Consider the following 12,200-nt stretch of genomic DNA (forward strand, 5'->3'; position numbering starts at 1 on the left):
TAAGTTGACATCTGTCATTGTCTGGGGGAGAACGGCGTGACGGACGGGGAACACGGCGAGAGTGCGGAAGTGCGTGAGGCGCGGCGGCTGCTTGCCACCGAGTGGCGTACCGACGCCGACGCGATACTGGAAGGGGCGCGGCGACTGATCGCGCTGGGTCCGCGGTATGCCGAGGAGGCGGTCACGCGGCTCGGACTCGTCTTCTCGAGCAACCAGCATGTCGGGTCCGCTCGGCGTATCGAGGCCGCTCGTATCCGCGCGTCCCTCGGCGGCGACCACGTCAAAGGCGCCGCCGGCTCCCTGCGGCTCGTCGCCCATGAGTACCGCGGTTACGTCGAGCAGTGGGAGAACATCGACGGCGCGTACGCGCTGGCCCGGCTTGCACCGCAGTACGTCGCCCAGGGCGCCTGGCTGCTGCGGGACATGCTCTGCTCCTCCGTCCAACACCTGGACGACTGGGACCGGGCCTACGCCCTGCCGCGTCTGGCCGCGCTGAGAGGGGCCGGCTTCCCGCCCGAACTGCCGTATGAGGGACGGGAGTTCCCCGTGCACGGTCTCGCGCACGGGGCCGAGGAGCGCTGGCTCGAAGGGTGGGGCACGGTGAAGGGCGACCCTGAACAGCCCTTGTGGTACGTCAGCCACGGGTACCGTACGGCCGCGGGAGCCACCGTCGTCGTGTCGACCTGGCGGCCCGTCGACATCAACCGGTATGGCTTTCACGGGCTCCAGCAGGCTCTCGCCCAGGCTCGCGTCGACAGCCTCGCGGGCGCCCTGCACCTTGCGTTTCCAACGGACCCCGGCCAATTCGCGTTCCCGGCCGGTCCCGACGGGAACCCTGAGGCCGAGGCGGCCTTCCGCGAGGCGGGGCTGGTCAGGCCGGGATACACGTGGCCGACGACGCTCGGCATCGAAGTGGACGGGCGACGGGCCGAGTTCGAGATCCAGTGGGCCGGCGACGCCTGGGCCGCCGCCGCGGAGGTCGGCCCGCTCGTGATCGGTGTCTACGGCCGGGGCGGTGAACCCGGCACGGAGCCGCTCGTCCGCGTCCTGCCCTAGGCACACCTACGGCGGTCCCGTCCCGCCTCAGACCCGGCGCGGGCCGGACGGGACCGCCGTGTCCGGGGTCAGAACTCGTCGGCGCCGTTGCGCAGTTCGTAGGTCCAGTAACCGGTCTTCGCGGCGGCCTCGTCGACCGCGACACCGCCAGCCGGAGCGGACACGACGACGCTGCCCTCGGCCGGGCCGTCGGCGGCGAAGAGGTTCACGTTGAACTGGCTGACGACCTTGGCGTCCTCGTGCGCACCGCCCAGGGCGATGCGCACGTTCGCGTAGGCCGGGGCGCCCGGGGTGAGGACGACCGGGGTGCCCGGGTCGCTCTTCGGGACCGCGGGGATGTCCTTGGACGTGTGGATGTCACCGAAGGCGATCAGCGGGTACCGGTACAGGCGGCAGGAGTGGCCGGAGGTGTTCCTGGCGGTCAGCACCAGGTGCGCGGTCGGCGTCTCGTCCGCCTTCGCCGCGGTGATCCGTACGTCACCGGCGGTGCAGGCGGGGGCCTGAGCGGCAGACTTCCCCGTTCCGGCCGTCGTACCGCCGCCGGTGCCGGAGCCGGAGTTCTTCCGGTCCTTGGCGGCGTTCTCGGCCGTCGTCCCCTTGTCCCCCGATCCAGCCGAGCCGGCCGCGCCGGTGCCGTCCGGGTGCGTCTGCCGCGCGGAGGGCTGTGGCGCGGTGCCGCTGCCCTCGTCCTTGGTGCCGGTGCCGTTGCCGTTGCCGGAACAGGCGGTCAGGCCGAGCGAGAGGGCCGCGGCGGCGGCGACGACCAGGGTGGTGGTCGTGCGGTGGTTGCGCATGGTGGTACTCCCCGTAGCGGTGCTGTGATGGTGACGGTCGCGGTCGACGACCGCATGTGGTGCCCCAAGCTTCCAGGCCCGCGCTGTCGCCCCGCTCACGCACCGCTAACGTCCCGCTGCCAGCCGCGACAGCAGCTCCGCCGCCCGTTCCGAGCCCTCGGTGAACCCGGCCGCGTCCGCCGCCCGGGTCGCTCCGCGCAACTGGTCGGCGGCCTCCTCGACGCGGCCGAGCCCGGCCAGCGCCTCGCCCTGGACGATCTGCAACTGGGCCCGGCCGACGACGGCGTACGGCGAGACGAGTCCGGCCGCTTGCCGGGCGTGGGTGAGCGCCGCCTCGTACCGGCCCGTGCGCAGACAGTGCCGGGCCAGGTGCTGAAGGGTCAGCACCTGGGTGGAGGGGTGGCCGGTGCGGGCCGCGAGCGCGGCGGCCCGGGAGATGAGCCGTCCGGCACGCTCCCGCTCGCCCGTGGCGTCCAGGACGGCTCCGAGATTGACGTACGCGATCGCCTCGCTGATCTCGTCGCCCGCCCGGGCGGCCAGCGCCGGCGCCTGCTCCAGGTGGACGAGGGCCTCGGCGCTGCGGCCCTCCTCGTGCAGGATCCAGCCGAGCAGCGCCCGGGTGCGCGACTGCGCGTCGAGATCGCCCGCGCGCTCGGCCGAGTCCAGCCCGGCCTGGAGCAGCGGGGTCCAGCCGTCCCGGATCCGCCACAGCATCAGCGGCCACTGCACGAGGGCGAGCCGCCAGGCCCGGTCGTGCAGGCCGAGGCCGGCCGCGGCGGCCACCGCCCCCTCCAGTGCCTGCCGTTCGGCGACGTACCAGGCGAGGGCGGCGGCCCGGTCCTCGAACTCCCGGACGGCCGCCGGGCGGTGGGCGTCGGAGGGCAGGGTGTAGCAGGGCTGCGAGCCGGGTTCGGCCGCGGCGTCGGCGGCGAGCCCGGTGTAGAGGTAGTGGTCGATGAGGCGGCGCAGGCCCTCGGGTTCGGCCTGCGAGGCGAGTTGACGGGCGTAGAGACGGACCAGGTCGTGCGGTGCCCAGCGGCCGGGCACGGACTCGGTGAGCAGATGGGCGGCGGCCAGCCGGTCCAGGTCGGCCGACGCCTGCGCGGGGGTGGTTCCGGTGAGCGCGCTCGCCGCGAACCGGTCCAGGTCCGAGCCGGTGTGCAGGCCGAGGGCGCGGAACATTCGGGCGGCCGCCTCGGGCAGTTGCTGCACGGTGAGGCGCAGGGCGGCCGCGACCCCGGTGTCCTCGACGTTCAGCAGCCCCAACCGGCCCTGTTCGTCCGCCAGTTCGTGGACCATGGCGGCCAGTGTCCAGCCAGGGCGCTCCGCCAGCCTGGCCGCCGTCACCCGCAGCGCCAGCGGGAGACCGTCGCACAGCCCGGTCAGCCGTAGGGCCGCGTCGGGTTCGGCGGCGATCCGCTCCTCGCCGAGGACACTGGCGAGCAGCGCCGCCGCGTCGGCCGGCGGCAGGTGGCCGAGCAGGACGGGGCGGGCGGCGTCGGTGGCGATCAGGCCGGTGAGCCGGTCCCGGCTGGTGACCAGCGTCGCGCAGTGGTCGCCCCCGGGCAGCAGCGGCCGTACCTGCTCGGAGGAGCGCGCGTTGTCGAGTACGACGAGCAGCCGACGCCCGGCGGTCAGCGAGCGGAACAGCGCGCCGCAGGCTACGGCGGTCTCCGGGACTTCCTCCGGTGGAACACCCAGCGCCGGCAGGAACTCCCGCAGTACGGCGGCCGTGTCGGGCGCCGGGGTGTCGCTGAAACCGCGCAGGTCGGCGAAGAGCCGGCCGTCGGGGAAGGCGGCCCGTCGCCGGTGGGCCCAGTGGAGGGCGAACGCGGTCTTGCCGACCCCGGCGGGCCCCGTGATCAGGCAGACGGGCGCGTCCCCGTCGGCCACGGCCCGGTCGAGTCCGGTCAGTTCGGCCTCCCGGCCGGTGAACCCGCGTGGCGGCCGGGGCAGCAGCTCGGGGACCTGCACGTCGGTGGTCGGCGTGGGACGGGCGGCGGGTACGGGGGCGGGCTCGGCGGCACGCAGCAGGGTGGCGTACGCCTCGGCGAGCGCCTCGCCGGGGTCGACACCGAGTTCCTCGGCGAGCAACCGCCGGGTGCGGTAGTACCAGTTGATCGCGTCGGACTGCCGGCCGGAGCGGCCGAGCGCCAGCATCAGCGCGGCGGCCAGGGACTCGCGCAGCGGGTGCGCGACGGCCTCCGTGCGCAGGACGGCGGCCGCCTTGCCGTGCTCGCCGAGCCTGCCGTACGCCTCGGCCAGCGCCTCCACCGAGGCCAGCCGCAGGTCCTCCAGGGCACCGGCCGCCGCCTCCAGCGGTCCGCTGCGCACGGTGCCGGTGAGCGCGGGCCCCTGCCAGCAGGCCAGGGCGTCCCGCAACATCCGTACGGTGTCGGCGGGTTGGCGCTGGGCGCGGGAGAGCGCGACCAGTTCCTCGAAGCGGTGGGCGTCCACCAGGGACTCGGGTATCCGCAGCTCGTAGGCCGTGCCCTGGGTGGCGAGTTCGATGCCGTAGTCCCGCGCAGCGTGCTCGGCGAGCAGGGCACGCAGGCGGGACACGTGCCCTTGGAGGACCGTCTTGAAGTGGGTGGGCGGCTCGTCCTCCCACAGGGCGGCGGTCAACTGGTCCACGCTCACCGCGGTGTTGGGTCTGAGCAGCAGCATGGCCAGGAGGCTGGAGCGCTTCGCCGGACCCGGGGCCAGATCACCGCTCCCGGTGATCACAGCCACGGATCCGAGCAGCCGGAACTCCATCTGAATGCCTCCCCCGAGTCGCTCCCCGCCAGGAGGTGAGGATACGTGGGCGGGGCACTCACTCCTGGTGGAGGATCCCGGGAATGGCCTGATCGGAGGGGTGGGCCGGTGGGCCCTCGGGGTGACGCGGGCGTCCGTCCTCCCGTGCCGCCCGCGCCGGGGCGGCGGCTCAGCTCGCGGTGTGGAAGTAGTGCCCCTTGTCGAGGTCGTCCAGGAGGCCGGGGTGGGTCGGCTGCCAGTCGAGGAGGTCACGGGTGAGGGCGCTGGACACCGGGACGTCCAGGCCGACGAAGCCGCCCATCCAGCCGAAGTGCTCCGTCGCGGCCTCGGGGGCCACCGAGGTCACCGGTACACCGAGGTGGCGCCCGATCACCTCGGCGACCTCGCTGAGGGCGACGCCCTCCTCGGCGACGCCGTGCAGGACGGAGCCTGCGGGCGCCTTCTCGACGGCCAGGCGGAACAGCCGGGCGGCGTCGAGTCGGTGGACGGCCGGCCAGCGGTTGGTGCCGTCGCCGAGGTAACCGGAGGCGCCCCTGGCGCGGGCGGTGGCGATCAGCGTCGCCATGAATCCGTTGTCCCCTTCGCCGTGGCAGGTCGGGGAGAGCCGCACCACGGACGAGCGGACGCCGCGCGAGGCGAGATCGAGCACCGCCAGGGAGGTGGCGGCCCGGACCGACATGGGCGAGGCGTCGAGCGTCGGCAGGTCCCGTTCCGTCGTCAGCCGGCCGGGTGCCAGACCGGCCACGCCGGAGGCCAGGACGAAGGGGCGGTCCGTGCCGGCGAGCGCCTCGCCGAAGGCGTCGACGGCACGACGGTCGGCTTCGGCCGCGCCCCGGAAGTCGCCGGAGAAGGCGATGTCGTGCTTGAAGGCGAGGTGGATGACCCCGTCCGAGGCGGCGGCCGCCTCCCGCAGGACGCCGAGGTCGTCGACGGTGCCCCGTGCGACCTCGGCGCCGGCCTCGGTGAGCGCGGCGGCGGAGGCGTCGGAGCGGGCGAGGCCGACGACCCGGTGTCCGGCGTCGAGAAGTTCGGGAACGACGGCGGATCCGATCCAGCCGGAGGCGCCGGTCACGAAGATGCGCATGGGAAACCCCAAAGAGTCGATGTCAGTGACTGTCATAGACGGTACACCTCGATGTCAGTCCCTGTCATCACGTAAGATCGGCGCATGGGTAGATGGGAGCCGGACGCGCGCGGGCGCCTCGCGAAGGCCGCACTGGAGCTCTACGGCGAGCGCGGGTACGAGCAGACCACCGTGGCGGAGATCGCCAAGCGGGCCGGGCTCACCGAGCGGACCTTCTTCCGGCACTACGCCGACAAGCGCGAGGTGCTGTTCGCCGGCTCCGGTGAGCTGGAGGACCTGTTCGTGCGCGCGGTCACGGGCGCTCCGGAATCCGCGCCGCCGCTCGACGCGTTGTCGCTCGGGCTGTACGCCGCTGCCGAGTTGTTCACCGACCGGCGCGACTTCGCCCGCGCACGGCACGCGGTGATCACGGCCAACGCGGAACTGCAGGAGCGTGAGCTGATCAAGCTCGCCTCACTCACGTCGTCCCTCGCCGCCACCCTGCGCCGCCGCGGCGCGCCGGAAACGACCGCGAGCCTGGCCGCCGAGGCGGGGGTCGCCGTCTTCAAGGTCGCCTTCGAACGCTGGATCGCGCCCGGCGAGGAACGCCTGATGGCGGAGCTGACGCGGGAGTCGCTGGACGAACTGAAGGCGGTGGCCTCCGGCGGTCAGGCGGTTCCTGTCGAGCCGGCTGACTGACCTCGGGTGGTCGGCCGGGGGCTTGCTGCCAAGGCTCCGCCGAACTCACCGATGACGGGCTTGAGTTGCCGACCGAGGCGGCTCCGGGGCATGTCGCCGCCGCCGAACTCCCCTGCCTGTGCGGTGATATGGAGAAGCCGCAGCTGGACCGTAAGATAACGATCTGCTGACGGCTCGCGCACATCTCCATGGAATGTACATACGATCCGGCACATGAACAGAGCTGTGAAGATCGGCCTCGCCGGTACCTGCACCGCGCTGCTCGCTCTGGGGGGAATCGGTACGTACAACCTCGTCCACGGCCTGACCTCCGGTGACGCGGGCGACGCCAAGCCCAAGGAGGGGAGCACCTTCGACGCGTCGGAGCTGTCGAGCACGCCACCGACAGGCGCCGAGGCGGTGAAGCTGACCCGTGCGTTCCTGGACAGCTGGTCCCGGCAGCACCTCGACGGCGCGGCGAGAGACACCGACGTACCGGACACCGCGTCTCAGGCACTGCGGGACTACACGGGCGGCCTGCGGCTGAAGAAGCTGTCGTTCGACCACATCGTCGCCGTCGGGCCCTCGCAGGTGACGCCCGGCGCCACCAAGGTCACCTTCGACGTCACCGCCCAGGTGGCGGGCGGCACGTGGAACTACTCCAGCGCGGTCGCCGTGGTGAAGAGCACCCACGGTCAGACGGCGGTGCACTGGAACAACTCGGTGCTCTATCCAGGCATGAAAGACGGCCAGTCGCTGATCGCCGGCAAGCTGCCCGCCGACCCGAACGCCAGCAAGGTCGTCGCCGGCGACGGCAGGACGGACCTGTCCGGCTTCCCGTCCCTGCGGGACATCACGGCCACGATCCGCAAGAACGCCAAGCCCACCGGAGGCAGCGCCGGGACGGGCGTCGCCGTGGTCGACGGGGACGGCGGGGCCGTGGAGACGGTGAAGGTCTTCACCAAGGGGCGCACCCCGGTGATCAGGACGACCATCGACGCGGGCCTTCAGAAGGTGGCCGAGGAGGCGGTGAAGGACGCCCACCTCCAGGGCAAGCCCGCCGGGACCGTGGCGCTCGACTGGCGCGACGGGCACATCCTCGCCGTCGCGCACACGGGCGAGGACGGGGACATCGCCATCAACGGCATCAAGTCACCCGGCTCCACGATGAAGATCATCACCGCGGCGGCCCTCTTCGACCAGGCGGGTCTCACGCCGAACAGCCCGGCGCCGTGCGCGGACTCGCTGGTGGCCAACAGCCAGCTGTTCCACAACGACCCCGGTGTACGGGCCGATCCGGGTTCCTCGCTCGCCCAGGCGTTCACGGTGTCGTGCAACACCTCGTTCATCAAGGACGGGTTCCGCCACCTCGTCCGCGACGGCGACGCCTCCGCCCTGCACGACGAGGCCGTGAACGTCTTCGGCATGGGCAGCTGGTCCATCGGCGGTGGGGTCGCCACCACCGACCCGAGCATCCCGGCGGACGTCCAGGGCGGCGACCAGGCGGCCCAGTTCATCGGCCAGGGCAAGGTCACGGCCACTCCGCTGTTCATGGCGTCGGTGGTGGCGACCGTCCGCAACGCCGGCTTCGAGCAGCCGGTCATCCTGCCCGGCCAGCACCAGGACGCCGCGCCCCGGCCCATCTCGCCCCGCACGGCCGGCTACCTCCAGTCGATGATGCGCACCGTCGCCACCAGCGGCACGGCGGCCCCGCGCCTCGGCGGCCTGGTGGGCGTCGGCGCCAAGACCGGCACCGCCGAGGAAGGCGACCACACCAACGGCTGGCTGACCGCCTACAACTCCCGTATCTCGGTCGCGGCCCTCGTCGAAGGGGGCAGCTCGGGCGTGGACTCGGCCGGGTACGTCGTACGGCAGCTGCTGACGGGAGGCTGAGCGACGGGGCCCGCCCCGGTGCCGACGGGACGGGCGGTACGCCGGGCCGCCGCGTACCGGTGCACCGGGGCATGAGCAGGGCCGGACCGGACGACCACAGCGGGCAGTTCGCGGTCGGCGTGCGCCCGCCCGCGCCCCTCCGCCTGGCGGCTGGTGCTGCGCTGCGTGAGGCGCTCGGGCCGGAGTGCGGGACGCCGATCACCGGCTGAGGGTGCTGTCACACGGTCGCCATGAGCTTGTCATGCGGGAGCCGGAATGCCCGTGGCCCGTACGCCGGTTGCCCCGGGTATGACCATCGGAGCAGCGCTCTTCCTCCAGCACCCCATCGACACCGTGGTACGGCACGCCCGGGAGGCCCGTGAGGCCGGACTGCACTCGGCGTGGTTCGGGCAGACCTTCTCGTACGACTCTCCGGCGCTCGCCGCGATCGTCGGACGCGACGTGCCCGGCCTCCAGGTCGGCACCGCCGCGATCCCCGTCTTCGGCCGCCATCCGCTGATCGTCGCCGGCCAGGCGCAGACGGCCCAGGCGGCCACCGGCGGCCGCTACCACCTCGGCCTCGCGCTCGGCACCCAGCACCTGACCGAGACCGGCTTCGGCATCCCGTACGAGCGTCCCGTCGCCCGGCTCCGCGAGTTCCTCACCGCCCTGCGTCCGCTGCTGGAGACGGGCAGCGCCGACTTCCACGGCGAGCTGCTGACCGCGGCCACACCGCTGCCGGCGACGGTCCCGGGTGCCGAACCGCCGGTGCCGATCCTGGTCGCCGCCATGGGGCCACAGGCCCTGCGGGTCTCCGGCGCGCTCGCCGACGGCATCCTTCCGTACCTGGCCGGCCCGCGCGCCCTGGCCGAGCACCTCGTTCCCGCCGTCACCGCCGCGGCCGAGGCGGCGGGCCGGCCGGCGCCCCGGATCGTGGCCTTCGTGCCCGGCGTGGTCACCGCCGACGTCGAGGCGGTACGGGAGCGGGCGACCGAGGCGCTCTCCTTCTACGAGAGGTTTCCGTCGTACCAGCGCGTCATCGGGCTGTCCGGCGGCACCCGGGCCGTCGACCTGGCCGCCATCGGTGACGAGGAGACCGTCGCCGCGGAGGTGCGCCGCTACCGCGAGGCAGGAGCGACGGAGGTGGTGTTCACGGCGACCGATCTGGGCGGCGATGCGGACCGCCGCCGTACCTGGCAGCTGCTCGGTGAACTGGCGAAAGACTGAATCACGCCACCCGGACTATGCATGGCCATACGGAATAGTGCATACTCTTCCTATGTCCAAGGTCCTCACCTCCCTTCCGGTCGGCGAGCGCGTCGGCATCGCCTTCTCCGGCGGCCTCGACACGTCGGTCGCCGTCGCGTGGATGCGCGACAAGGGTGCCGTCCCGTGCACCTACACCGCCGACATCGGCCAGTACGACGAGCCCGACATCGCCTCGGTACCGGGCCGTGCGGCGACCTACGGTGCCGAGATCGCGCGCCTGGTCGACTGCCGCGCGGCCCTGGTCGAGGAGGGGCTGGCCGCGCTCGCGTGCGGCGCGTTCCACATCCGCTCCGGCGGGCGTGCCTACTTCAACACCACGCCCCTCGGCCGCGCCGTCACCGGCACCCTGCTGGTGCGGGCGATGCTCGAGGACGACGTGCAGATCTGGGGCGACGGCTCCACCTTCAAGGGCAACGACATCGAGCGGTTCTACCGCTACGGCCTGCTCGCCAACCCGCACCTCAGGATCTACAAGCCCTGGCTGGACGCGGACTTCGTGACCGAGCTGGGCGGCCGCAAGGAGATGTCCGAGTGGCTGCTCGCGCACGGGCTGCCGTACCGCGACAGCACCGAGAAGGCGTACTCGACCGACGCCAACATCTGGGGCGCCACCCACGAGGCGAAGACCCTGGAGCACCTGGACACCGGCGTGGAGACCGTCGAGCCGATCATGGGCGTGCGGTTCTGGGACCCCACGGTCGAGATCCCCGCCGAGGACGTGACGATCGGCTTCGACCAGGGCCGCCCGGTCACGATCAACGGCAAGGAGTTCGCCTCGCCGGTCGAGCTGGTCATGGAGGCCAACGCCATCGGCGGCCGGCACGGCCTCGGCATGTCGGACCAGATCGAGAACCGGATCATCGAGGCCAAGAGCCGCGGCATCTACGAGGCGCCCGGCATGGCGCTGCTGCACGCGGCCTACGAGCGCCTGGTCAACGCGATCCACAACGAGGACACCCTCGCCCAGTACCACGCCGAGGGCCGCAAGCTCGGCCGCCTGATGTACGAGGGCCGCTGGCTGGACCCGCAGGCGCTCATGATCCGTGAGTCGCTGCAGCGCTGGGTCGGCGTGGCGGTCACCGGCGAGGTGACACTGCGGCTGCGGCGCGGTGAGGACTACTCGATCCTCGACACCACGGGCCCGGCGTTCAGCTACCACCCCGACAAGCTGTCCATGGAGCGCACCGAGGACTCCGCGTTCGGCCCGTCCGACCGCATCGGCCAGCTCACCATGCGCAACCTCGACATCGCCGACTCCCGCGCGCGCCTCGAGCAGTACGCGGGCCTGGGCATGGTCGGCACCGAGCACCCGGCGCTGATCGGCGCCGCGCAGGCGGCCTCGACCGGTCTGATCGGCGCGATGGCCCACGGCGGCGCCGAGGCGATCGCCTCGCGCGGCGAGGCCCCGGAGGAAGAGGACGAGCTGCTCGACCGCGCCGCGATGGAGTCCGGCACGGACTGAGCGCGCCCACCCGGTCGTACACACCCGAACAGCGGGCCCCGTCGGTTCACCTCCGGCGGGGCCCGCTGTCGTGTCGGGGCGGCGACGGACGCACACGCCACACCGGTCGCCGAAACGGCGGTACCGACCCCACCCTCACCCCGTGATCACCGCCCCGCACCTCTCGTACCCTGGTCGCCGTGCCCCCTTCCCGTCTGCGCCGTGTCGCCGTCCTGGTGCTCGACGGCGCGAAACCGCTCGATGTCGGCATCCCCGCGCAGGTGTTCACGACCCGGGCGAGCATGCCGTACGAGGTGCGGGTGTGCGGCGCGGCGCCCGGGCTCGTCACCGGCGGCGACGGGCTGTCGTACCACGTCGCCCACGGCCTCGACGCGCTCGCGTGGGCCGACATCGTCTTCATCCCCGGCTACCGGTTCCCGGACCGCGAGGACCCGCCGCGGACCGTCATCGACGCGCTGCTCGCCGCCCATACGCGGGGAGCGCGACTCGCCGCGATCTCCACGGGCGCCTTCGCCCTCGCCGCCACCGGCCTGCTCGACGGCAGACGCGCGACGACCCACTGGCACTACTCCCGGGCCCTCGCGGCGAAGCATCCGCTCGTCCAGGTCGACGAGAACGTGCTGTTCGTCGACGAGGGCACCGTGCTGACCTCGGCCGGCGCCGCCTCCGGCATCGACCTGTGCCTGCACATCCTCCGCGGCGACCTCGGCGTCGCCGCCTCGAACCACGCCGCCCGCCGCCTGGTCGCCGCCCCCTACCGCAGCGGCGGCCAGGCCCAGTACGTGCCGCGCAGCGTGCCCGAGCCGCTCGGCGAACGGTTCGCCGCGACCCGCGAATGGGCTCTGCACCGGCTCGGCGAGCCCCTCAGCCTCACGGCGCTCGCCCGGCACGCGGCGGTCTCGCCGCGCACGTTCTCCCGGCGCTTCGTGGAGGACACCGGCTACACACCGATGCAGTGGGTGATGCGCGCCCGCGTCGACCTGGCGCGCGAACTGCTGGAGCGTTCCGAGCGCAGCGTCGAACAGATCGCCGTCGACGTCGGTCTCGGCACCGGCGCGAATCTGCGGATGCACTTCCAGCAGATCCTCGGGACCACCCCGAGCGAGTACCGGCGCACCTTCACCCAGGGCGAGTAGCACCGCGGGCCCAAGGCGAGGCGCACCGCGAGAGCCCGCCTGGCGCGATCCTTGCGAACCATGGCGCTCCGGACACGGCCACGACCGGACGCGGCACGCGACGCTGGTGGCGA

The 12,200-nt window shown here is 73.0% G+C and carries 10 protein-coding genes; 7 read left to right on the forward strand and 3 right to left on the reverse strand.

Going from position 1 to position 12,200, the window contains the following annotated elements; genetic code table 11:
* Positions 1 to 36: 36 nt before the first annotated feature.
* Positions 37 to 1,056 carry a hypothetical protein gene (locus ACH47Z_RS32455; protein WP_399080110.1) on the forward strand — a complete coding sequence of 340 codons (1,020 nt, stop codon included), beginning with the start codon at positions 37 to 39 and terminating at the stop codon, positions 1,054 to 1,056.
* A 68-nt stretch (positions 1,057 to 1,124) separates the two neighbouring features.
* Here ACH47Z_RS32455 and ACH47Z_RS32460 read toward each other — a convergent pair whose 3' ends face one another.
* The 3 genes from ACH47Z_RS32460 to ACH47Z_RS32470 form a co-directional block, all read right to left on the reverse strand.
* Positions 1,125 to 1,850 (reverse strand): DUF4232 domain-containing protein, encoded by a 726-nt coding sequence (locus ACH47Z_RS32460; protein WP_399080112.1) that lies wholly within the window; start codon positions 1,848 to 1,850, stop codon positions 1,125 to 1,127.
* 105 nt (positions 1,851 to 1,955) lie between these two features.
* The gene (locus tag ACH47Z_RS32465) at positions 1,956 to 4,607 is read right to left on the reverse strand and encodes a BTAD domain-containing putative transcriptional regulator (RefSeq protein WP_399080114.1); all 2,652 of its coding nucleotides are present in this window, start codon (positions 4,605 to 4,607) and stop codon (positions 1,956 to 1,958) included.
* A 169-nt stretch (positions 4,608 to 4,776) separates the two neighbouring features.
* A complete protein-coding gene (locus tag ACH47Z_RS32470; RefSeq protein WP_399080331.1) occupies positions 4,777 to 5,691 on the reverse strand; it encodes an SDR family oxidoreductase in 915 nt (304 codons plus the stop codon).
* Between the two features lie 84 nt (positions 5,692 to 5,775).
* Between ACH47Z_RS32470 and ACH47Z_RS32475 the strand changes: the two genes are divergently transcribed.
* From ACH47Z_RS32475 to ACH47Z_RS32500, 6 genes are all read left to right on the forward strand, one after another.
* Positions 5,776 to 6,369, forward strand: coding sequence for a TetR/AcrR family transcriptional regulator (locus tag ACH47Z_RS32475; RefSeq protein ID WP_399080115.1), 594 nt, complete (start codon positions 5,776 to 5,778; stop codon positions 6,367 to 6,369).
* Positions 6,370 to 6,582: 213 nt separating this feature from the next.
* Positions 6,583 to 8,241: a penicillin-binding transpeptidase domain-containing protein gene (locus tag ACH47Z_RS32480; RefSeq protein ID WP_399080117.1), complete on the forward strand. Its 1,659-nt coding sequence runs from the start codon at positions 6,583 to 6,585 to the stop codon at positions 8,239 to 8,241.
* A gap of 71 nt (positions 8,242 to 8,312) precedes the next feature.
* A complete protein-coding gene (locus ACH47Z_RS32485) occupies positions 8,313 to 8,450 on the forward strand; it encodes a hypothetical protein (RefSeq protein ID WP_399080119.1) in 138 nt (45 codons plus the stop codon).
* A gap of 79 nt (positions 8,451 to 8,529) precedes the next feature.
* Positions 8,530 to 9,447: a TIGR03564 family F420-dependent LLM class oxidoreductase gene (locus ACH47Z_RS32490; RefSeq protein ID WP_399080121.1), complete on the forward strand. Its 918-nt coding sequence runs from the start codon at positions 8,530 to 8,532 to the stop codon at positions 9,445 to 9,447.
* A gap of 52 nt (positions 9,448 to 9,499) precedes the next feature.
* Positions 9,500 to 10,951, forward strand: coding sequence for an argininosuccinate synthase (gene argG, locus ACH47Z_RS32495; protein ID WP_399080123.1), 1,452 nt, complete (start codon positions 9,500 to 9,502; stop codon positions 10,949 to 10,951).
* A gap of 179 nt (positions 10,952 to 11,130) precedes the next feature.
* Positions 11,131 to 12,087, forward strand: coding sequence for a GlxA family transcriptional regulator (locus ACH47Z_RS32500; protein ID WP_399080125.1), 957 nt, complete (start codon positions 11,131 to 11,133; stop codon positions 12,085 to 12,087).
* Positions 12,088 to 12,200: the final 113 nt, after the last annotated feature.

Origin of the sequence: Streptomyces sp. NPDC020192, assembly GCF_044388685.1 — a bacterium.
Lineage (GTDB): Bacteria > Actinomycetota > Actinomycetes > Streptomycetales > Streptomycetaceae > Streptomyces.

Coding starts and splice junctions, on each gene's coding strand:
- ACH47Z_RS32460 (WP_399080112.1), bottom strand. CDS start 1,850: ATGCGCAACCACCGCACGACCACCACCCTGGTCGTCGCCGCCGCCGCG.
- ACH47Z_RS32465 (WP_399080114.1), bottom strand. CDS start 4,607: ATGGAGTTCCGGCTGCTCGGATCCGTGGCTGTGATCACCGGGAGCGGT.
- ACH47Z_RS32470 (WP_399080331.1), bottom strand. CDS start 5,691: ATGCGCATCTTCGTGACCGGCGCCTCCGGCTGGATCGGATCCGCCGTC.
- ACH47Z_RS32475 (WP_399080115.1), top strand. CDS start 5,776: ATGGGTAGATGGGAGCCGGACGCGCGCGGGCGCCTCGCGAAGGCCGCA.
- ACH47Z_RS32480 (WP_399080117.1), top strand. CDS start 6,583: ATGAACAGAGCTGTGAAGATCGGCCTCGCCGGTACCTGCACCGCGCTG.
- ACH47Z_RS32485 (WP_399080119.1), top strand. CDS start 8,313: ATGAGCAGGGCCGGACCGGACGACCACAGCGGGCAGTTCGCGGTCGGC.
- ACH47Z_RS32490 (WP_399080121.1), top strand. CDS start 8,530: ATGACCATCGGAGCAGCGCTCTTCCTCCAGCACCCCATCGACACCGTG.
- argG (WP_399080123.1), top strand. CDS start 9,500: ATGTCCAAGGTCCTCACCTCCCTTCCGGTCGGCGAGCGCGTCGGCATC.